Below are 21,636 nucleotides of genomic sequence, written 5' to 3' on the forward strand. Positions count from 1 at the left end.
GAAAACGCCCAGGGGTGTGTGACGGCTGCGCGAATTGCACCTCGGACACAACCGCCACACGTAACGCAACACATAGTTGCGGGGATCAGGTAGTAGAAGACGGCGTGTCAACGCAAGGCTTCAGTGCCGGCCCCGCCGGGAGAATCTAATGACATTTCTTAAATCCACGCTCGCCGGATCGGCCGTCTTCGCCGCCATGGCAACCACTGCGTTATCGGCAGAAGACACTATCAAGATTGGCGTACTGCATTCGCTGTCGGGCACCATGGCGATCTCGGAGACTACGCTGAAAGACACCATGCTGATGCTGATCGATCAGCAAAACGCCAAGGGCGGCCTGCTCGGCAAGCAGCTTGAGGCCGTGGTGGTCGATCCCGCATCCGACTGGCCGCTATTTGCTGAAAAAGCGCGTGAGCTGCTGAGCGTGCATGAGGTGGATGTGATCTTCGGCAACTGGACGTCTGTTAGCCGAAAGTCGGTCCTGCCGGTGATCGAAGAACTGAACGGCCTGCTGTTCTATCCGGTTCAATATGAGGGTGAAGAATCGTCCAAGAACGTTTTTTACACTGGTGCCGCGCCGAACCAGCAGGCAATCCCTGCGACCGACTATTTCCTGGACGAGTTGGGCGTTGAGAAATTCGCACTGCTAGGCACAGATTATGTTTATCCCCGCACCACCAACAACATTCTGGAAAACTATCTGAAGCAGAAGGGCATCGCGGACGAGGATATCTTCGTCAACTACACCCCGTTTGGGCACTCTGACTGGTCCAAGATCGTGGCCGATGTGGTCGCACTGGGTGCGGATGGCAAGAAGGTTGGTGTGATCTCGACCATCAACGGTGACGCCAACATTGGCTTTTACAAAGAACTGGCTGCGGCGGGCGTCTCAGCAGACGATATTCCGGTCGTGGCCTTCTCGGTGGGAGAGGAAGAACTGTCGGGTCTGGATACGGCCAACCTTGTGGGCCATCTGGCGGCGTGGAACTATTTCCAGTCGGCGGATACCGACGTGAACGCGGAATTCGTCGAAACATGGAAAGCCACCATGGGCAACGAGCGTGTGACCAATGACCCGATGGAGGCGCATTACATTGGCTTCAACATGTGGGTGAACGCCGCAACCGAAGCTGGCTCGACCGAAGTCGACGATGTACGCGCCGCCATGTACGGCCAGGAATTCCCGAACCTGACCGGCGGCACCGCGGTCATGTTGCCGAACCACCATCTGGCGAAACCGGTTCTGATCGGTGAGATTCAGGAAGACGGCCAGTTCGACATCATCAGCGAAACCGACGTTGTGCCGGGCGACGCCTGGACTGACTTCCTGCCGGAATCGGCGGTGCTGATCTCGGATTGGAAAGAACTGGGTTGCGGTATGTACAATACCGAGACCAAGACCTGTGTTCAGACCCTGTCGAACTACTAAACGATACGCAAGGCGGGTGTGATTGCCCGCTTTGCCCCCAAGACATCTCGGGTTTCATCAAATGTTACGACTATACCTTGCGGGCCTCGCGATCCTGTGCGCATGCCTGACTGCCAACGCGCAAGAGGCCGGTTTGCAGCCGATTTTGGGACAGCATCGGGAGATCATCGCCGAAAGCTCACGCAAGACGATCAAACCAGCGATTGACGCGATTGCCAGCAGCGGGTTGCCACAGGCGCAGGTGATGCTTGAGACATGGGCCGCCAAGGACGTGTGGATGCGCAAGTCCGACGGTCTGTTCTTTGCCGGGAAAAAAGCCGGGGGGCGGTCGTATGAACTGACCGATTTCGATACCGGAGAGGTCGTCGGGACGTTTGAGAAATCCGACCTGAAACAGTTGAAACCCAATAGCGGTATCCGCGCGATGATCGGAACGGCTTTGGTGCAGTTCCAGTTGACCGATCCAGATCGCGCTCGGCGACAGGCTGCGTTGCAATCCATCCAACGCGATCCCGAGGGGGCGCTGTTGGGACCGCTTCGCGCGTCAATTGACGACGAACCCGATGCCGATTTGAAGGCGCAGAAGCAGCGGTTGGAACGGTTGTTGACCATTGGGCATGACACCGATGTCGGCGCGCGTGTGGCTGCGATTGAAGAGATGTCCGACGATCTGGGCGTCGATGTTCGCGCGGCCCTGAACCCTTTGGTAGTGACCAAACGACAGGCCGCTGTCACGCTGCCCTCGGATATGAATATCGCCGCCGTGCTGCAACCCGACTCAGAAGAGCTGCCACGCGACGTGGCATATGATCTGCTGGTTGCCAGTGATCTGGCCGCACCGCGTGTTTCGGCAGACGACAACCGCGCCGCTCTGGCCGCCAATATCGATCGTGGTCGCGTGGGGGGTGTTCCGGTTGCGCAACTGGGCTCCGCCGCTGCCCGCGCGCAGGCGTATGAGGCATTGGCTGAGGCCGGAGCCGTCCCGGCTTTGATCACGCAAACCGACATTGATGCAGCACTTGCTGCGCATGTGTTCTTTGATACCTACGCGGAGCCCTCGCCGGACGTGACCGCTGCCGCCGCGCATGCATTGGAGCGGATTGAGTTGAAGGTCGGCCTGAACAAGACCCTCGACCTGACGCTGGACGCGATTTCTCTGGCGTCGATTTATTTCCTCGCCGCCATCGGCCTGGCGATCACCTTCGGCGTGATGGGCGTCATCAACATGGCCCATGGTGAGTTCATCATGATGGGCGCATACACTGGCTATGTGGTGCAGCAATTTATCCCCGACCACACGCTGTCGATCATCGTCGCGATCCCGATGGCCTTTGCCGTTACCTTCGCCATGGGCGTCGCGATGGAGCGGCTGGTGATCCGCTGGCTGTATTCGCGTCCACTTGAGACTCTGTTGGCGACCTTCGGTATCTCGATTGCGCTGCAACAACTGGCCAAGAACACCTTCGGCACGCAGGCAAGGCCGCTGACCGCGCCCGGCTGGCTGGACGGCGCTTGGGTGCTGAATGACGTGGTCTCGATCAGCTATATCCGTATCGCGATCTTTGTGCTGGCGATGATCTTTCTGGGGTTGTTTTTGTACATCATGAAACGCACCCGGTTGGGGCTTGAGATGCGCGCAGTGACGCAGAACCCGCGTATGGCCGGATCGATGGGCATCAATCCAGGGCGGGTGAATATGCTGACCTTCGGGCTGGGTTCGGGCATCGCCGGGATCGCCGGAGTTGCAATTGGACTGTTCGCCAAGGTCACGTCCGATCTGGGCAGCGACTATATCGTGCAGAGTTTCATGACTGTGGTTGTCGGCGGTGTGGGCAATATCTGGGGCGCGCTAGCGGGGGCAGGCATGATCGGCTTCCTGCAAAAGGGGATTGAGTGGATGACCCCCTCGAACACCCTCGCGGCCCAAACTTACATGATCATCTTCATCATCATTTTCATCCAGTTTCGGCCACGGGGCATCATCGCCCTCAAGGGCCGCGCAGCAGGGGATTGAGCTATGGACCGCAGCTTTGTAGCCCAAAACCCCTCGGTGCTGGTCTTTCTGGCCATTCTGTCCCTGTTCACGCTGGGTGTCACCATCCTGTCCGAAGGGGTCGGCATCGGTGTAATCTCGACCAGTTTCGTCAAAACGTTGGGAAAAACTCTGTGTCTGTGCCTCATCGCGGTGGCGATGGACCTTGTTTGGGGCTTCACGGGCATCCTCTCTCTCGGTCATTTCGCCTTTTTCGGGCTGGGGGGCTACATGATCGGCATGTGGCTGATGTATGAACGCACCCGCCTGATCGTGGTCGACTCGCTGGCACAGGCCGAAATTCCACCAACTTCGACCGAGGTGGTCGACGCCATCGCTACACAAGTCTTTGGCGTTGTTGGATCGTCGGAATTTCCGTTGATCTGGGCGTTTTCCCACAGCCTGACCCTGCAGCTAATCTTGGTTGTGCTGGTTCCGGGTCTGCTGGCGCTGATCTTCGGATGGTTGGCTTTCCGAAGCCGTGTCACCGGTGTGTACCTGTCAATCCTGACACAGGCGATGACGTTGGCACTGGCCCTGTACCTGTTCCAGAACGACAGCGGCTTGCGCGGCAACAACGGCCTGTCGGGCTTGCAGAACCTGCCGGGCGTCACGGCTTCGCAGGATGTGGTGTCGATCTGGTTCCTCTGGGCCTCGGCTTTGGCCTTGGGGCTGGGATACATGCTGGCGGCATGGGTGGTGTCAGGCAAGTTTGGCTCGGTCATCCGGGGCATCCGCGATAACGAGGCGCGTGTGCGATTCCTCGGCTACTCGGTCGAAGTCTACAAGCTGGCCGTCTTCACCCTAACCGCCTGTATCGCCGCCGTAGCGGGGGCGCTCTATTATCCGCAGGCGGGCATCATCAACCCCGAGGAGATGGCCCCGATCGCCTCGATATATCTAGCTGTCTGGGTCGCCATCGGCGGGCGTGGTCGCCTGTATGGCGCCGTCATCGGGGCGGCGTTCGTCAGCCTGCTCAGCACATGGTTCACGGGCGGGCAGGCACCAGATATCCCGCTGGGGTTCTACACGATCAAATGGGTCGACTGGTGGCAGGTGCTGCTGGGCGTGTCCTTCGTACTGGTCACGCTGTTTGCTCCGCAAGGGATCGGAGGGTTGTTCGACCTCTGGACCAACCGCCACGCGCCACAGCGCCACGGCGCGGCCCTGGGGCCTGATGAAAGCGCGTTGCGTGAAAAGGAGGCCACGGAATGAGCACTCTGCTAGAGGTCAGCGGCGTGTCGGTTACCTTCGACGGGTTCCGCGCCATTCACAACCTGTCCTTCCAGATCGGTAACGCCGAGCTGCGCGCGGTGATCGGACCTAACGGGGCGGGCAAAACCACCTTTATGGATATCGTCACCGGCAAGACCCGACCCGACGAAGGCCGTGTGATCTGGGGTGAGAAATCCGTTTCCCTGTTGCAAATGAGCGAAGCCAAGATCGCGCAAGCTGGCATCGGGCGTAAGTTCCAGAAACCCACGGTGTTCGATGATCAAACCGTGCAGGAAAACCTGCTGATGGCGCTGAAAAACAAGCGCGGCTGGCTGGGCGTGCTGTTCTATCGGCCTTCAGCAGATGATCTGGACAAGGTCGCGGATCTAGCCTCTGAAATTGGTCTGAAGGATGAGTTGACCCGCAAATCTGGCGAACTCAGCCACGGGCAAAAACAATGGCTTGAGATCGGTATGCTTCTTGCGCAGGAACCCCGTCTTCTGCTGGTTGACGAACCCGCCGCCGGGATGACCCCGCAAGAACGCGAACACACGACCGATCTGTTGGTACAGGCCGCCAAAACCCGCGCCGTTGTTGTGGTCGAGCATGACATGGAGTTCGTGCGCCGCCTCAATTGCAAGGTCACAGTCCTGCATGAAGGCTCGGTTCTGGCCGAGGGCTCACTGGATCATGTCACATCAAATCAGGACGTCATCGATGTCTATCTGGGGCGCTGAGCAATGCTGAAACTGACCGATCTGACCCTACATTACGGGCATTCGCAAATCCTCAACGGTATCTCGCTGGAGGCCACGCGAGGAGAGGTGACCTGCGTGATGGGCACCAATGGCGTAGGGAAAACAAGCCTGATCAAGGCGATCTCGGGGACGCATCCGCGCTCGGGCGGCGATCTGATACTAAACGGTGAGGCCCTTCCACCTCTGCCAGCCCATCGGATGGCGTGGAAAGGCGTGGCCTACGTGCCGCAGGGGCGCGAGATTTTCCCGCTGTTGACTGTCCGCGAAAACCTTGAGGCCGGCTTTGTCTGCCTGCCAACAAATGAACATTTTGTTCCGGACGAGATCTTCGATATGTTCCCGGTGCTGAAAAAGATGCAGAACCGGCGCGGGGGTGATCTGTCGGGTGGCCAGCAACAGCAACTTGCTATTGCCCGGGCGCTGATCACCAAGCCTCAACTATTGCTGCTGGACGAACCGACTGAAGGCATTCAGCCCAACATCATCCAGCAGATCGGCGAGGTAATTCGCCACCTCCGAACCAAAGGAGAGATGGCCATCATTCTGGTCGAGCAGTATTTCGATTTCGCCTTTAATCTTGCCGACAAGTTCATCGTCCTGAGGCGCGGTGCGGTCCTGATGCAAGGCACGCGGGACGAGCTTTCGCGGGAACAGGTTCTGCAAGGCGTAACGGTTTGACATTCATAAAGGAGTCAGCCTGTTGATCGGCGAGAAGCTGCAGGTTTTACGGGGAGCAGTTTAGTACTCTAGCTAGCTATTGCGGACTGTATGCAACATTTCGCAGCGGTGGGTTCGCTACGCAATGTAGGGTTCAAACATAGTCAGATTCTGCACTTGCAGCAGATGACCGGAATGTGGTCTGCGACCGCAGAATGCCGCCGGTGTGTCGAATGTCTCTTACGGGGCGGTCTTCAAACTTTGCAAATGTCCCTATGTCCGCTTCATACCCATTGACGAGAAGATCCAGCGAATGGCGGGAAAGAGCCTGAAGGGGATCGTCGCCCTCTGGGGCAAGCTCTTCGCCGAGGGCCCTGTTCGTCGCTCAGCCAAAAAAGATTGCTCATCACGCCACTCGAAATTCAGGAGAATGAAGTAATCCGGCGCGAACACCGGAACCAAATCACGGGATCCAGAGCCTAGTCGCAGACTATTGCGCAGGTTGGTCTTCCTGGGTTGGCTCAATGAACATTTATTGTCAGACATAATTGTTTATTTTGTCCGACAATAAATGTACCTATTGAAATCAGCATGATTCGGAGACGACGTACGTGGCAGAGAACTTTCAATTTCAGGCTCAGATTGAGAACATCGGAAACACGCTAAAGGTATTGCCTTCTGGAAGCACCGGCCGCGATGTGCTGAATGCGCTTTCAAAGATGATCGAAGCGGAAGGTCTGAAAGTCGGGGACCGCCTGCCCCCCGAGGTTGAAATCGCCCGTCGGCTTGGCATCGGCCGGGCAAAGGTGCGCGAGGCCCTGACGAGCTGGCAAAACATGGGCATTGTGGTGCGCAACAAGAAAGCCGGGACACGTCTGGCGGCCGAAGTTTCGACCAACGCAATCCACCTTCCACTGACGTTGAAGCTTGAGGCAGAAAGCCTGCTGAGAACCCATGCCGTGCGCCGACCGCTGGAGGTTGAAGCCGCCCGCATGGCCGCCCTGAACTGCACCGAAGAGCATGGGCGCTTGATCACCGCCCGTGTTGCCGAGCTGATTGCAGTACACGCCGCTGGCGAGGATTGGCGTGAGGCTGACTATCGGTTCCACACCTCATTGCACGAGGCAACCGGCAACCCTTTGTTCGGGCAACTGATCCACCAAATCCAACAGGGATTTAACGAGGTATACGAAGCCCCCTTCGGACAGCCGCATCTGGGTCAGGCGACCATTCCCCTGCACACCCCCCTTGCAGAGGCGGTTGTGACCGGAAACGCGGATGAAGCGGCACGGATTGTGGGCGAAATCATGGATATGGTCGAATCCGAAATCCTGCAAATCATGGAGTGTCAGGATGTCTGATCAACAAGAGCTTGCAACCCTACTTGCCGCGGTGTTTCCAGACGCAGATGGGGCGGTGACGCCGCCGATCGTTCAGACCTCGTTGTTCACTTTCGACAGCTACCAAAGCTTCGAAGACCGGATGGCGGGCCGGTCTGACACGGCGATTTACACGCGGGTGGAAAACCCAACGGTGGCCGCGTTTGAAAAGCTTATGGCAGACGCCGAACACGGCGAGGCCGCGGTTGGGTTTGCCTCCGGGATGGCGGCAATCTCGTCCACGATTTTGGCATTTGTCAAACCTGGGGACCGGATCGCCTGTGTCGAAAATGTCTACCCCGACACCTACCGGTTTTTCGAACGCATGTTGCGCCCGTTTGGGGTGCATGTTGACTACCATGCGCCGGAACGGTTTGAAAACGACCCTGACCTTCTTTCGAATGTGACACTGGCCTATCTGGAAAGCCCCGGATCGGTTGTTTTTGAAGCCATGGATCTGCGCCGCGTCGCGGACCATGCCAAACGTCACAATGTGTTGACGATGATCGACAACTCTTGGGCTAGCCCGGTTTTCCAACGTCCCCTCACGTTGGGCATAGACATCGTCATTCACTCCGCCTCGAAATATATCTCGGGGCATTCAGACACGGTTGCGGGCGTGGTTGTCTCCTCTCAGGGCCATATTGCCCGCATCCGTGATCTGACCCTCCCCTTGCTTGGGGCAAAACTGGCCCCTTTCGAAGCATTCCTACTGACACGCGGCCTGCGTACCTTGCACGCGCGCATGATGCAGCATCAGGCGACGGCAAATTTGTTTGTCGACCGGCTGGCCAGTTTGCCACAGGTGCGCCGGGTCAACTCACCGGGCGCCAACGATGTTCCCGGGCTAACGGGTCGTTCAGGTCTAATGTCGATTGAATTCGATGACAGCGTCGACATTGCAGAGTTTTCCGATGCGCTGACCCTGTTTCGTCTCGGCGTGAGCTGGGGGGGCTTTGAGAGCCTGATCCTGCCGGCCCGCGTCGGCCTGGCCCAGGCCGGGGAACAGAACTCGATGCAGAAATTCGGCGTCTCGCCCAACCTAGTGCGCCTCAATCTTGGGCTCGAATCCGCTGAAGATCTATGGGCCGATTTCAGATCGGCGCTTGCAAAAAGCACCGCCTAAAAACGCGGGCTTTCAAAGACATAAAACCAACAGGAGGAAAACATGAATAATCTATTTGCAGGGCTGACGGCTGCCGCCGTGCTGATGGGAACGGCTTCATATGCCGAGACCACGCTGAAACTTGTGGAGGTGATCACCAGCCCCGAGCGCACCGAGGTGCTTCGGGGGGTGGTCGATGAATTTGAGGCCAATAACCCTGATGTCACGGTTGAAATCGTGTCACTGCCATGGGGCAGCGCCTTTGAAAAGCTGGCCACGATGGTGGCGGGGGGCGACATCCCGGATGTGGTTGAAATGCCCGACAGCTGGCAGGCGCTTTATGCAGGGTCCGGTCAGTTGGCCAGCCTGAAAGATCATGTTGCCGGGTGGGAACATGGGGCAACGCTGACCGATAAGACCGTAGCGATGGGCAGCCAGTCGGGCGATCTTTATATGATCCCGTATGGCTTCTATTTGCGGGCGATGTTCTACAACAAGAAACTGCTGGCCGAAGCGGGCATCGACACCCCTCCGAACACGATGGAAGAGTTCATGGCGGCGTCGGCAGCAGTGTCCAAGCTTGATGGCAAACACGGCTATTGTCTGCGCGGTGGTCCCGGTGGCACCAATGGCTGGATCATGTTCGCCGCAGCCATGAATGGCACCAACGAGTTCTTCACCGAAGACGGCGTCAGCCGCATCAACGAACCCGGATCTGTCGACGGCATCCAGTTCATGATCGACATGTATCAAAACGGATATGCCCCCAAGGACAGCGTCAGCTGGGGCTTCAACGAAATCGTGGCCGGGTTCTATTCCGGCACCTGCGCTTTCCTTGATCAGGACCCCGACGCGCTGATCGCCATCGCCGAACGGATGCCCGCCGAAGATTTTGCGGTTATTCCGATGCCGGTCGGCCCGGCGGGCAAGGCTTTCCCGACGATCGGATATGCCGGTTGGTCAGTCTTCAAGGCCACCGAGCACGAAGACAAAGCCTTTGATCTGGTCGCGGCGCTGTCTTCGCCCGAGGCCAACGCCACCTGGGCCAAACGGGTTGGCGTCATTCCGATCCACAAAGGTGCCGATCAGGACCCCTATTTCAAGACCGAGCAGTTCAAAGGCTGGTTTGAAGAGCTGAATGGCAAAGAATACGTGCCGACCATCATGCCCTTCTACCTTGAGCAATGGGGGTATTTCGCCAGCACGATGTTGCTGGAGAGCAGCCAGGAAGCCTTGCTGGGACAACGCAGCGCGCAAGAGATTGCGGATGAATGGGCTGCGTTCCTGACCGAGGAACACGCAAAGTGGAAGGCAAGCCAGTGATGGCCCGCGCTCAAAAAACTGTCAGGCCCGGGGAAACCCGGGCACGACGCTCGCTTTACCTGCAATATTTGGTCGAGCCTTTCTTCTACCTGTCGCCGGCAATCCTTCTGATCGGCGCGGTGATCATGTTCCCGCTGATCATCGGGGTTTCCTACTCGTTCCAATCCATTGAGCTGTTGAAACCCTTTGCCTCGGGCTGGATCGGCTTTGAAAACTATGTCGATCTCTGGAGCGACCGGAAATTCTGGATTGCGATGGAGAATACGCTGTTCTGGACCTTCTGGTCGATCACGTTCCAGTTCCTGCTGGGCCTGGGCCTTGCCATGCTTCTGAACACACATTTCTATGGCAAGAAACTGTTTCAGGCGCTTGTTTTTCTGCCCTGGGCCGTACCGACCTTTCTGTCCGCGCTGACATGGGCGTGGCTTTTCAACCCGGTGATCGGCCCGTTGCCCCATTGGCTGGCGGCTCTTGGCATTCTGTCAGACCCCTACAACATCCTGGGCGACCCCCAATTGGCGATGTGGGGTCCGATCACGGCCAATATCTGGTTCGGTGTGCCGTTCTTTGCCATCACGCTTTTGGCCGCCCTGCAATCCATTCCGGGCGAGCTTTATGAGGCCGCGGAAGTGGACGGTGCGACCCCGTGGCAGACCTTCACCAAGATCACCCTGCCGTTCCTTGCGCCGATGATCGCGATCACCGTGATGCTGCGCACCATCTGGATCGCCAACTTTGCGGATCTGATCTTTGTGATGACCGGCGGCGGGCCTGCAAATTCGACGCAGATCCTGTCGACCTACATCTTCACCACCGCCTTCCGCAAACTGGATTTCGGCTATGCGTCGACCATTGCCGTCGCGCTGCTGGGGATCCTTCTGATCTACGCTGTCATCCTGCTCTGGCTTCGTAAGAAGCTGGTCAAAATTTAAGGAACTGGCCATGTCAGCTGTCAAGAAACCCAACCCCGCCATGGTCGTGGCCAAATACGCAGCCCTTGCGTTTTACCTGACCTTCGCGCTGTTCCCGCTTTACTGGTTGCTCAAGATCGGGCTGACCCCGGACAATCTGATCTATTCAGAAGGCACCCGCCTGTTTCCAAGCGAGGTCACATTTGCGAACTTCACGAAGGTCATCTTTCAAACTGACTTTATGGCCTATTTCCGGAACTCGCTGATCGTGTCGCTGGGTGCTGCGTTCTTTACCACCCTGTTTGCGGCAGCCGCAGGTTATGCGTTCTCGCGCTTTGTGTTCGCGGGCAAGCGGATCATCATTGCCCTGATGCTGGTCACCCAGATGTTTCCGCTTTTGATGATCATCGCGCCGATCTACAAGATCGTGGCCGAATTGGGCTTGTTGAATTCACTGACCAGCCTGATTGTCGTCTACACCGCGTTCAATATCCCCTTTGCGACCTTCCTGATGCAGTCTTTCTTTGACGGCATCCCCAAAGATCTGGAAGAGGCCGCGATGATGGATGGCTGTTCGCGGTTTCAGGCGCTGCGCAAAGTGGTGTTCCCGCTGACACTGCCCGGTCTTGGGGCGACGCTGGGGTTTGTCTTCACCGCGGCCTGGTCAGAATTGCTGTTTGCGCTGATGCTCATCTCGAAAAACGACGCGATGACCTTCCCGGTTGGCTTGCTGACCTTTGTGTCCAAATTTTCGGTCGATTGGGGGCAAATGATGGCAGCGGGCGTGCTGGCGCTGATCCCAAGCTGCCTCTTCTTCATCTTCATTCAACGCTATCTCGTGCAGGGGCTCACCTCCGGCGCGGTCAAAGGATAGGAGGCCAGATCATGGCACGTATCGAACTTCGTGACGTTGCAAAACGCTATGGATCCGTCGAGGTCCTGCGCAACATCAACCTTGATATCCAAGACGGTGAGTTCATCGTTCTGGTCGGCCCGTCGGGTTGCGGGAAATCAACCCTGTTGCGCATGGTTGCCGGTCTGGAACCGATTTCCAGCGGTGATTTCCTGATCGACGGCGCGCGCATGAACGATGTGCGCCCGCGCGACCGGGACATCGCGATGGTGTTCCAATCCTACGCGCTGTATCCGCATATGGATGTCGCGCGGAACATGGGATTTTCGATGGAAATCCGCAAAGAACAGTCGGCCGAGCGTTCAGCAAAAGTGGCCCGGGCGGCAGAGACTTTGGGTCTGACCCATCTGATGGATCGTCTGCCCAAGGCCCTGTCAGGGGGTCAGCGTCAGCGCGTTGCCATGGGCCGGGCCATCATTCGCGACCCCCGCGCCTTCCTGTTTGACGAACCCCTCTCGAACCTTGATGCCGCCCTGCGGGTCGAGATGCGCCTGGAAATTGCCCGGCTGCACCAGAAACTTGGCGCGACCATGATCTATGTGACCCATGATCAGGTCGAAGCCCTGACACTGGCGGACCGGATTGTGGTTCTAAATGGGGGAGATATCCAACAGGTTGGCAGCCCATTGGAGCTTTATGAGCGGCCCGCCAACAAGTTTGTGGCCCAGTTCATCGGCTCGCCCACCATGAATATCGTGCCCGTCACCGGCAGCGACGTTGGCGTCACCACCGGGAACGGCACCGAAATCCGGCTGCCCGACCAGCCCCTGATCGCGCAGGCGAACGAACTGGGGGTCCGGCCGGAACATATTGATGTGGTCGACAATGGCGCGGGTGATCTGTCGGCCGTGGCTGATGTGGTTGAGCATCTGGGCTCTGACACAAACATCTACGTCAATGTAGAGGGGATCGGCCCGATGATGGTGCGCAAACACGGCAATATCCCGGTGACGTCCGGCGAACGGCTCGGCCTGCGCATTCAGACGCAACATGCCCATTTGTTTGCCAAAGATGGCACCGCATTGCGACAGGCCATCTGAGATGGCCGGTAATTTGGATATTCGGGCCGCGCTTGAGAAAAAGACGCTATGGCTGTCGTCGTGGATGATCCACAATGCGAATAACGTTCGCGCCAAAGGCCGGATCAAAGTGGGCGGTCATCAGGCCTCATCGGCCTCGATGAACGCAATCCTGAACGCGTTATACTTCGATGTGCTGCGGCCCGAGGACCGCGTTGCCGTGAAACCGCACGCAAGCCCGGTTTTCCACGCGATCCAGTATTTGCTGGGCAATCAGAGCTTGCAGCAATTGCAGGATTTCCGGGGACTGGGTGGCGCACAACCTTATCCTTCGCGCACCAAAGACCTGGATGACGTCGATTTCTCGACCGGATCGGTTGGGATGGGGGTTGCGATGACGGCGTTTGCCAGCCTGACGCAGGACTATCTGGCGGGTCACCGTTGGCTCGATGCGCCCAAGGGTCGGATGATCGCGCTGGTCGGCGATGCCGAGCTGGACGAAGGCAATATCTATGAGGCGCTTTTGGAGGGCGCCAAACATGATTTGCGCAACTGCTGGTGGGTCATTGACTATAACCGCCAATCACTTGATGGCGTTGTGACCGAAGGCTTGAATGCGCGGTTTCGCGATATCTTTGTCGCTTGCGGGTGGGAGGTGATCGAGCTGAAATATGGCTCTCTCATGCAGGCCGCGTTTCAGCGTCCTGGGGGGAATGCCTTGCGCAGCTGGATCGATCATTGCGAAAACGCGCTCTATTCTGCGTTGACCTTCAAAGGCGGAGCCGCATGGCGCGCGCAGCTGGAGCAGGATTTTGCCGGCAACAACGAGGCGCTGGCACTGGTCGCGGATCACGATGATGATGCGTTGGCGCAGCTGATGGGCAATCTGGCCGGGCATGACGCAGCCCTGATCTCCGAAACAATGAAGGCCATTGATCACGACCGCCCGGTCTGTTTCATCTGTTACACGGTGAAGGGCCATGGGCTACCGCTTGCCGGTCACAAGGACAATCACGCCGGGATCATGACCACCGCGCAGATTGAAGGTTTGCGCGACGATCTGGGGATCGCGGCGGGCCACGAATGGGATCGTTTTGCCGGTATGGATATCCCGCGAGAGGACATTCAGGCCTTTCTGGACACCATACCGTTTAACGCCAAAGGCCGCCGCCGCCACAGCGCCCCCGCGATCCGGGTGGACGAGCAAGCCCGGCCAAGGATCAAGGAAGTCGCGTCCACGCAAGAAGCATTTGGGCAGATATTGTCGGCCATCGCCAGCGACGCGCCAGCGCTTGCCCAGCGGATTGTCACCACCTCGCCTGATGTTTCAGTGTCGACCAACCTGGGTCCATGGATCAACAAGACCGGTCTGTTTGCCAAATCTGAACAAAGCGATGTGTTTCGCGAACAGGACATCCCCTCGACACAAAAGTGGCGCAGACATTCGGACGGGCGCCATATCGAGCTTGGCATCGCGGAAAACAACCTCTTTACATTTCTGGGCGCGCTCGGGCTGTCCCATTCGCTGTTTGGCGAACGGTTGTTTCCAGTTGGGACGGTCTATGATCCCTTCATCTGTCGCGGGCTCGATGCGCTGAACTATGCCTGCTATCAGGATGCGCGATTCATGCTGGCGGCCACCCCGTCAGGCGTGTCGCTCAGCCACGAAGGCGGCGCGCACCAATCCATTTCAACCCCGCTGATCGGCATGGCGCAAGACGGCCTTGCCACGTTTGAACCCGCTTTTGCGGACGAGCTGAACGTGATCATGCGCTGGGGTTTCGACTATATGCAGCGCGATGGTGGGAGGGCTCAGGCCGAGCAAAACTGGTTGCGCGACGAAAAGGGCGGATCCGTGTATCTGCGCCTGTCGACGGTTCCACACGAACAGATCGGGCGCGAGATGACCGACGCGCTTGCGCAGGATGTGATTGCGGGCGGGTATTGGTTGCGCCCCCCAACCGCAACAAGCTCGGTTGTGCTGGCCTATACCGGCGTCGTCGCGCCCGAGGTCATTCGGGCCGCGGGCCTGCTCTCCGAAGATGTGCGAGACGTTGCCGTTCTGGCGGTCACATCCGCTGATCGGTTGAACGCGGGATGGCAGGCCGCCGAACGCGCCCGGCAACGTGGAGATTACACGGCGCTGTCCCATATCGAGCACCTGTTGGCCAATGTGTCGCGCGACGCAGGGTTGATCACGGTGGCTGATGGGCATCCGGCGGGCCTTGGCTGGCTTGGCGGCGTGCAGGGGCACCGTACCAAGTCCCTTGGTGTGGAACATTTTGGACAGGCGGCAAGTGTGGAAGACACCTATCACCTGCATGGCCTAGATGCGAACGCCATAATGCACGCCGCCCGTGCCTTGATGCCGGGGCGCGGAGCACGTTATATTACACAGCTTGCGGGATAAGAAGATGACCAACAACCACCTGATGCCCCCGGGTACGCCATCTGAACCGAAGTTCTGGCTTGACACCCCTCACCATCGCAACTGGTTGATGGAACAGGCTCTGCGACAACTTGAGTTTTTCAGCACAAGTTGTCGGCAGGGCCCCGGCTTCCACATCCTGGATCACGATGGAACGCCCCTGCCAGGACAATTGCAAGAATTGCACACCACAACCCGTTTGGTTCACTCTTTCGCGTTAGGGCATCTGTCAGGGTTTCAGGGCGCGGAGCGGATCATTGATCACGGAATGGCCTATCTGAACAGCCACCACCGGGATCGCGCGCATGGTGGTTACCTCTGGGCGCTGGACGGCGATCAGATCAAGGATGATCGCAAGCTGGCCTACGGGCATGTCTTTGTCCTGCTTGCCTCGGCCAGCGCGAAACTGGCAGGCCACCCGGAAGCAGACCGCCTGATGGCAGATGTTCGCGCAGTTCTGGACCGGCATTTCTGGGACGACGACGCGGGATTGTTCTGCGATGAATGGAACCGGGACTGGACCCCATTTTCTACCTATCGCGGCATGAATGCCAATATGCACGGCGTCGAGGCACTGCTGACGGCCTATGAGGCAACCGGAGATGAAATCTATCTTAACCGCGCCGGTCGCATTCTGGCGTTTTTTATCAGCAAAATCGCACCGGAGGAAAATTGGCGCCTGCCAGAGCATTACACATCTGACTGGCAGGTTGATCGCGGCTACGCCGGGGATCCAATGTTCAGACCCGCAGGGACCACGCCCGGCCATTCCTTTGAACTGGGCCGGCTTCAATTGCAGCACTGGGATCTGTCGGGGCGACCAGATTCTGATGCCCCCGAAACAGCGCGTCGCCTGATTGAACAGGCGTTAGGGGATGCCTGGCTGCCCGAGGGCGGCTTTGCCTACACGCTTGATTTCACTGGCCAGGTTGACAATGTGTCCCGGTTTTGGTGGCCGGTTACCGAAGCAATCGGAGCGGTCGCGGCCCTGATCGCCCTAGACAGATCGCCCGCGGATGAAACCTGGTACAGAAAGCTTTGGAACTACGCAAATGATACCCATGTGGATCACATCCATGGCGGCTGGTTCCCGGCAGTAGATGAAACAGGGCAGGTCGTAACGTCGATCTTTGAGGGTAAACCCGACATTTACCATTCCCTACAAGCCTGTTTGTTCCCTATGTCAGGGCGACTCTCGAGGATGATGTCGCTTTGAACAGCCGACCCCGTCACGTGGAGCACACGAGGCTCTCTTTAGCCAGCTTTCTGATGCTGTCATTGAGCAGCGAAGAACGACCCTCCATGCGCTGGTGTCAATCAACAACTTGGAGGAAACACAAATAATCCTGTGCTGTGGGGAAGCGTTGATCGACATAATCGCGGAAACCACCCGATCTGGCCATCAGGGCTTTATCCCCATTGTGCTGGGCGAGCGTTTAACACCATCATCGCCTTGGTGCGGTTGGGTGTACCCGGGGGCCTGTTGACCGGCTGTCCAGTGGTGTCATCGGCCGTCAATTCGTCGATGCGTTGAACGCTAGCCATCTCCACACCCACCACATTCTCATAAGAGACCGACCGACAACTTTCGCATTCGTAAATCTCGCAAACGGCCAGACGTGCTAAACGTTTTATGACAAAACCTCGGCTGGAAGCATGTTGACCTCTGCGGTCGGCTATCCGTTTTTACGCCGCAGGCAGAAGACAATGGCCGTCCAGACACCCTATCGCCGCACCGAGTGTCCGCTCACTCTGCTCTTGGACAGCACCGGAACCAAGTTCGCCGCCGAGGGAGGGGGCAGACCCGTAGCGAAGAAATGCTGTGCCAGCAACATGCCCAGACACCTATGTCGGGACATCCCGCATCATACCCATCGATGAACCGCACAACCGAAGGCTGGAATGAGGCCATTTTACCGAGCGAGCAGCCGCAGCGAATTCCCGCGAGAAAGCCCGGCGCAAACCGGAATTTTTCCATCAAACTTGTTGCTACGACGCGGCTCTTCAAAGGATACGTTCGCTGCAACTGCGTAAAAAAGAGGTCACCGTTGGGTCAGCAGAGCGAAGCTCTGCCACCTTCGCCGCTGAGGCAGCGCGAAGTGCATAGAAAACCCGCTTTGAGCGGGCATCGGCCTGTGCAAAGTTCGGGCCTTATCGCGGAAACCGGCGTTAATGCCAAACATAGTGATGGGCAGGTCTTGGCCAATTCCGAACCATCAGAATGCTGTTTGCCTGCTTTCGCCAACCACAAGTTTGCAATTGGAAACGCAACCGCTTGGACAACGTGCAGCAAGATTGCCTATTTGCGCCCCAACTGGAGCAGGCGGCAGACACCATGCTGCCGCCTATTCCAGCTCAGGTGTTTCCGGCTCTTCCCGGATCGCCGCGCTATCCAGTTGCCCCAGCCAGACAGCGCTGCGCGTCCGCCACGAGCTGCGCCAGAATATCGCTGGCAGGCGCCGCAGAGCGGATCAGACCTATGCCTTCGCCTGCAAAGGCGGTTGCAACATCAGGTTCTCCGGCTTCCTGAGCTGCCGCCCATTTTACCGCTTCAACGCCCACTTCCAGCTTCAAGGCGTCTTCTGAGCCGTGCCATTTCCGAATAAACGGGTTGCGCAGAACACGGCCGTTGTAGCGGCCGGGCCAGTCGAAACCGCGAACCACGTCTACAACCTTGGTACGGATTGTGTCGTCCCCGGTTGCCCGCAACGCACGGTCCAGAATGCGCGGATGCACCAGCGCCTCGTACGAGGCCCAGAACCGGGTACCGATCACCGCCCCGTCCGCCCCAAGCATCAGCGCCGCAGCCAGACCGCGCCCGTCGGTAACACCGCCCGCTGCACAGAGCAGTGCCTGGCTGTTCTGCCGCGCAATTTCGTCCGCGATTTCGGGGACCAGCGCAAAGGTGCCGCGCGCCTCGCCATGGCCGCCGGCATCCGCTCCCTGCGCAACAATGATGTCCACGCCGCACTCCAGCGCCTGCCGCGCATCGCGCCAGGTCTGTACCTGGCAGATCAGCGGCACTCCGGCATTCCGGATCGCAGGCGCAAACTGCTCCGGGTTGCCAAAGGACAGGAAAACCGCCGCCGGGTCGTGCGCCAGTACCAGGTCAAGCAGTTGCGGCTGCTGTGCAAGCTTCCAGGTAATCAGCCCGCAGCCGACGCGGGCACCCGCAGCGATGCCGAACTGCTGTTCGATCCATTCGGCATCTCCGTAAGCACCTCCGATCATGCCCAGCCCTCCGGCGCCGGAGACGGCGCTGGCCAGCGCGCCGCCCGCAGCAAAGGCCATCGGCGCCTGGATCACCGGACAGGTGATCCCTAGCGCCTCTGTCAGCCGAGTCTTCATTGTGCCTGCTTCCGGTAGTCCTGCACCGGCAGGCCGCCGACACCCCAATCCTCCAGCGCGACCTCGTCGATCACCACAAATGTGGTTGCCGGGTTCTTGCCCAGAATGTCCTGCAGCAGACCGGTGACCCCGGTGATCAGCTGCGCCTTTTGATCCGCGCTCGGGCCTGTCCCCTCGGGGCCTCCCTCACGGGTCACTTTGATATTCACATAGGGCATCGGTTAGTCCTTTCGCGGAACATAGGAGAAGACTTTGGCAACGATGCGCCACTCGGAACCGTGGCGGACAAGGGTCAGCAGGTCGTGGAAGTCCCGGCCCATCATGGTCATCCGGGCGCTGACATGGGCCAGCCGGTCGCTGGCAAAGGCGATCTCCAGGATCTCCTCCTCGCGCGGGTCGCCGCGTTCGGCCGGCGGCTCGCGTCCGTCGACGCGGGCCATGTAGGTTTCCAGATCCAGATAAAGCTCATCATCCTCAGTGGCGCAGACATAAGCCAGCTGCGGGTGAAAGACCTTGCGCAGCATGGTGCTGTCGGCGTGATGGAGACCCTCGAAATAGGCCTCCATCAGTGCGCCGACCACCTTGTGATCGGCAGGCGTCATTGGATCAGCCCCTCTGCGCGCATTGCGGCCTGGGCGGACGGGCGATTGGCGCTGCGGCTTACAAAGGCGGCCAGATTGGGCCAGCCAGAGAGATTGATGCCGGTGAAATTGGCCCAGTTCGAAACCACGAACAAATAGGCATCCGCCACCGAGAACTTATCCTCAACCAGCCATTCGCGGCCATCCGCAAGCTGCGCCTCGATCAGATCGAACTTGCCTGCAACCGCGGTGCGCGCAGCGTCCTCGCCAGCCTCGGACGTGCCGTTGCGGAACAGCGGGCCAAAAGCCTTGTGCAGCTCGGTCCCGATCCAGTTGAGCTGTTCCTGCATCCGGGCCCGCGCCAGGGTGCCTGCCGCCGGGGCCAGCTCTGCTTCCGGGTGGCTGTCGGCGATATACTGCAAAATGGCCGGGCCTTCGGTCAGGATGCCGCCGTCCTCCAGTCCAAGGGCCGGAACGTAGCCCTTGGGGTTGATTGCACGGTAATCGGCGCCGCCTTCGGTCCGGCCTGCCGCGGTATCGACAGCCTCGATTTCAAACGGGCGGCCGGTTTCATACAGGGCGATGTGGCTGGCCATCGGGCAGGCGCCGGGTTTGTAGTAAAGTTTCATGACAGTCTCCTGTGTCGGTGATGCCCTCTGATTACCGCCCGGAATGATCTATTGATAATATTGTGTTCTCAGCATAACGATTAGAAAACCAAATCATGTTGAGGGCCGATGAAACACGACCAGCTCCTTGCCCTGGAGGCGATTGTCTCAACCGGCACCTTCCGCGGCGCGGCGGAGCGGTTGCACAAATCGCAGTCCGCCGTCAGTCACACCATCCGCCAGCTGGAGGAAGAGTTGGAGCTGGAGCTGTTCAGCCGCGAGGCCTACCGCCCGGCGCTCACTCCGGCAGGTGAAATCTTCTACCGCGAGGCGTCGCGGGTGCTGCGGCAGATGCAGGGGCTGAGATCCACCGCGGCCCGGCTGCGCGCCCGGGAAGAACCGGAGCTGACCGTGGCTGTCAGCGCGACGATGGATCTGGCCCCCTTGCTGCCTGTCCTTGCCGACACCGGGCGGTGCCACCCGGCGACCCACCTGCGACTGCGGATGGAGATGATGGGCGGACCGATTGCGCGGCTGATGGAGGGCAAGGCGGATATCGCGCTGGCCTCCCTGGACGGCGTGCCCTTGGACGATGTGGAGGCGGAGCCGGTCGCTGAGGTCACGATCCGGCCGGTGGCAAGCCCAGGCATGGGCTTGCCCGCCGGGTCCCGCGCCTTGTCGGCATCCGAAATGCAAAGCCATGTGCAGGTGGTCGCGGCCGGGACTGGCGGTGCGGCCCATGAGCAGAGCCGCGACTTGCTGCCAGGCGGGCTCAAATGGACAGTTTCAGACCTCGCAGCCAAGAAACAGGTGATCCTTGCGGGCCTCGGCTGGGGCGGCTTGCCCGATCACATGACGGTGGAGGAGCGGCGGTCCGGGGCTCTGCTTTCCCTAAACCTGGAAGGGTTCCCGCTTCGCCGGACCATGATCTTCAAGATGAGACGCAGGGACCAGGCAATTGGCGTCGTCGCTGATGACCTTTGGAGCAAAATCGGGACTGCCAAGCCGGTGTCGAGCAGGAATTGTGTAGGATAGCTGTCATTCGTGTTCGCTGCAGCGAAGGACTGGAATCCCGCCCAAGTTCCCGACGCTCGCACCACGTTCACAGTTTCCTTTGCTGCCAGCTTGATACTGGCGGGCATAGCGAACATCATAGACGCGGATGGACCGTATGAAGTTGAACTCAGGTCCGCTGATATCGATGTCCGCGCGGTCCTAAACCAACTCGATTTTCTAGGCAGTAGGAGGGAGATCGTCGACTAGCGAGGATTGAAGAGCTTTGCTGTTGTTGGATCGATTCAAGGCTTGAAAGATGCGACCAGCGTTGTTTGATGACTGATGGATCTCATACGAGGCGCAGATGTGATGGCGCCAGATTTGCACGCGCGGTTTTTCCGTCCAAGGCTTGCCCTGGCGAAAGAATTCGGCGGGAACCGGGCGCACCGGACGAATGCAGGCCAGCCGCCGGACGGATGCAAAAGGCTCGCGCAGTCAATCGGGCATGTCCGGGCGCGGGCGGGTGCCGACAGCGAATGACCTGTCTCGGTAAAAGCGACTGCCACCAAGCGGAGGAGCTTCGTGACTGAATGGCGCATGTTACAGAACCGTCTGTGATAGGTCCCCAACTACCGAAATAAAAAGTATAAATAATTATGGTTATGTTATATTGTCGATCATAAATGTAACCACTTTCCAATCTCAAGGCTTAGCCGTGTACATGGATATAAAATTGCCCAGCTGATCGCAGACTGTCGAGGTCCCGCTGGGATGTGGCCTTGGTGAGGCCGGGTCAGAACTGTCGCCGACGGAAATCAAGTACGCCTGTCAGATAATCAGATCAGATCTACATCAAACCCTCACAATGTTGGCAGTCGCCGCGCTGACCCCGCACCGAAACATGCACCGAACGAACCCCAGCGGAAAACAGCCA

The 21,636-nt window shown here is 58.7% G+C and carries 18 protein-coding genes and 1 pseudogene; 15 read left to right on the top strand and 4 right to left on the bottom strand.

The features are described 5' to 3' along the window. Window positions 1-148: 148 nt before the first annotated feature. From urtA to KUV39_RS18080, 14 genes and pseudogenes are all read left to right on the top strand, one after another. Entirely contained in the window at window positions 149-1,429 is a 1,281-nt protein-coding gene (gene urtA / locus KUV39_RS18015) for an urea ABC transporter substrate-binding protein (protein ID WP_222460547.1), read from the top strand. A gap of 61 nt (window positions 1,430-1,490) precedes the next feature. Then, window positions 1,491-3,443, top strand: a complete 1,953-nt coding sequence (gene urtB / locus KUV39_RS18020; RefSeq protein ID WP_222460548.1) for an urea ABC transporter permease subunit UrtB — start codon at window positions 1,491-1,493, stop codon at window positions 3,441-3,443. Window positions 3,444-3,446: 3 nt separating this feature from the next. Continuing rightward, window positions 3,447-4,676, top strand: a complete 1,230-nt coding sequence (gene urtC / locus KUV39_RS18025) for an urea ABC transporter permease subunit UrtC (protein ID WP_222460549.1) — start codon at window positions 3,447-3,449, stop codon at window positions 4,674-4,676. After that, entirely contained in the window at window positions 4,673-5,413 is a 741-nt protein-coding gene (gene urtD, locus KUV39_RS18030; protein WP_222460550.1) for an urea ABC transporter ATP-binding protein UrtD, read from the top strand. Before urtC ends, urtD begins: the two co-directional genes overlap by 4 nt. Before the next feature lie 3 nt (window positions 5,414-5,416). Beyond that, the gene (urtE, locus tag KUV39_RS18035; protein WP_222460551.1) at window positions 5,417-6,112 is read left to right on the top strand and encodes an urea ABC transporter ATP-binding subunit UrtE; all 696 of its coding nucleotides are present in this window, start codon (window positions 5,417-5,419) and stop codon (window positions 6,110-6,112) included. Between the two features lie 590 nt (window positions 6,113-6,702). Then, the gene (locus tag KUV39_RS18040) at window positions 6,703-7,452 is read left to right on the top strand and encodes a FadR/GntR family transcriptional regulator (protein ID WP_224834630.1); all 750 of its coding nucleotides are present in this window, start codon (window positions 6,703-6,705) and stop codon (window positions 7,450-7,452) included. Further along, on the top strand, window positions 7,445-8,596 hold the full coding sequence (locus KUV39_RS18045; protein WP_222460552.1) for an aminotransferase class I/II-fold pyridoxal phosphate-dependent enzyme: 1,152 nt from the start codon (window positions 7,445-7,447) through the stop codon (window positions 8,594-8,596). The genes KUV39_RS18040 and KUV39_RS18045 overlap by 8 nt, the downstream gene beginning before the upstream one ends. A 42-nt stretch (window positions 8,597-8,638) precedes the next feature. Beyond that, window positions 8,639-9,898, top strand: coding sequence for an ABC transporter substrate-binding protein (locus KUV39_RS18050; protein WP_222460553.1), 1,260 nt, complete (start codon window positions 8,639-8,641; stop codon window positions 9,896-9,898). Continuing rightward, on the top strand, window positions 9,898-10,830 hold the full coding sequence (locus KUV39_RS18055; protein WP_244998455.1) for a carbohydrate ABC transporter permease: 933 nt from the start codon (window positions 9,898-9,900) through the stop codon (window positions 10,828-10,830). Before KUV39_RS18050 ends, KUV39_RS18055 begins: the two co-directional genes overlap by 1 nt. A 10-nt stretch (window positions 10,831-10,840) precedes the next feature. Beyond that, on the top strand, window positions 10,841-11,683 hold the full coding sequence (locus tag KUV39_RS18060; protein WP_209035572.1) for a carbohydrate ABC transporter permease: 843 nt from the start codon (window positions 10,841-10,843) through the stop codon (window positions 11,681-11,683). 11 nt (window positions 11,684-11,694) lie between these two features. Beyond that, the gene (locus KUV39_RS18065) at window positions 11,695-12,762 is read left to right on the top strand and encodes an ABC transporter ATP-binding protein (RefSeq protein ID WP_222460555.1); all 1,068 of its coding nucleotides are present in this window, start codon (window positions 11,695-11,697) and stop codon (window positions 12,760-12,762) included. Between the two features lies 1 nt (window position 12,763). After that, a complete protein-coding gene (locus KUV39_RS18070; protein WP_222460556.1) occupies window positions 12,764-15,151 on the top strand; it encodes a transketolase in 2,388 nt (795 codons plus the stop codon). 4 nt (window positions 15,152-15,155) lie between these two features. Continuing rightward, a complete protein-coding gene (locus KUV39_RS18075; protein WP_222460557.1) occupies window positions 15,156-16,385 on the top strand; it encodes an AGE family epimerase/isomerase in 1,230 nt (409 codons plus the stop codon). Between the two features lie 461 nt (window positions 16,386-16,846). Continuing rightward, window positions 16,847-16,963, top strand: a pseudogene (locus tag KUV39_RS18080) (transposase); the annotation flags it as partial. Window positions 16,964-17,557: 594 nt separating this feature from the next. On the opposite strand, the gene KUV39_RS18085 reads toward KUV39_RS18080, so the two are convergent. From KUV39_RS18085 to gstA, 4 genes are read right to left on the bottom strand one after another with little or no spacing between them, the layout of a single operon-like run. Further along, window positions 17,558-18,517, bottom strand: a complete 960-nt coding sequence (locus KUV39_RS18085) for an NAD(P)H-dependent flavin oxidoreductase (RefSeq protein ID WP_222460558.1) — start codon at window positions 18,515-18,517, stop codon at window positions 17,558-17,560. Then, a complete protein-coding gene (locus tag KUV39_RS18090) occupies window positions 18,514-18,735 on the bottom strand; it encodes a tautomerase family protein (RefSeq protein ID WP_209035567.1) in 222 nt (73 codons plus the stop codon). Before KUV39_RS18090 ends, KUV39_RS18085 begins: the two co-directional genes overlap by 4 nt. A gap of 3 nt (window positions 18,736-18,738) precedes the next feature. Continuing rightward, window positions 18,739-19,119 carry a nuclear transport factor 2 family protein gene (locus KUV39_RS18095; protein WP_222460559.1) on the bottom strand — a complete coding sequence of 127 codons (381 nt, stop codon included), beginning with the start codon at window positions 19,117-19,119 and terminating at the stop codon, window positions 18,739-18,741. Then, window positions 19,116-19,727, bottom strand: a complete 612-nt coding sequence (gstA, locus tag KUV39_RS18100) for a glutathione transferase GstA (protein WP_222460560.1) — start codon at window positions 19,725-19,727, stop codon at window positions 19,116-19,118. Before gstA ends, KUV39_RS18095 begins: the two co-directional genes overlap by 4 nt. 108 nt (window positions 19,728-19,835) lie before the next feature. Between gstA and KUV39_RS18105 the strand changes: the two genes are divergently transcribed. Then, window positions 19,836-20,741 carry a LysR family transcriptional regulator gene (locus KUV39_RS18105; RefSeq protein WP_222460561.1) on the top strand — a complete coding sequence of 302 codons (906 nt, stop codon included), beginning with the start codon at window positions 19,836-19,838 and terminating at the stop codon, window positions 20,739-20,741. The last annotated feature ends 895 nt before the right edge of the window (window positions 20,742-21,636 follow it).

Origin of the sequence: Phaeobacter italicus (assembly GCF_019801785.1) — a bacterium.
Classification (GTDB): domain Bacteria; phylum Pseudomonadota; class Alphaproteobacteria; order Rhodobacterales; family Rhodobacteraceae; genus Phaeobacter; species Phaeobacter italicus.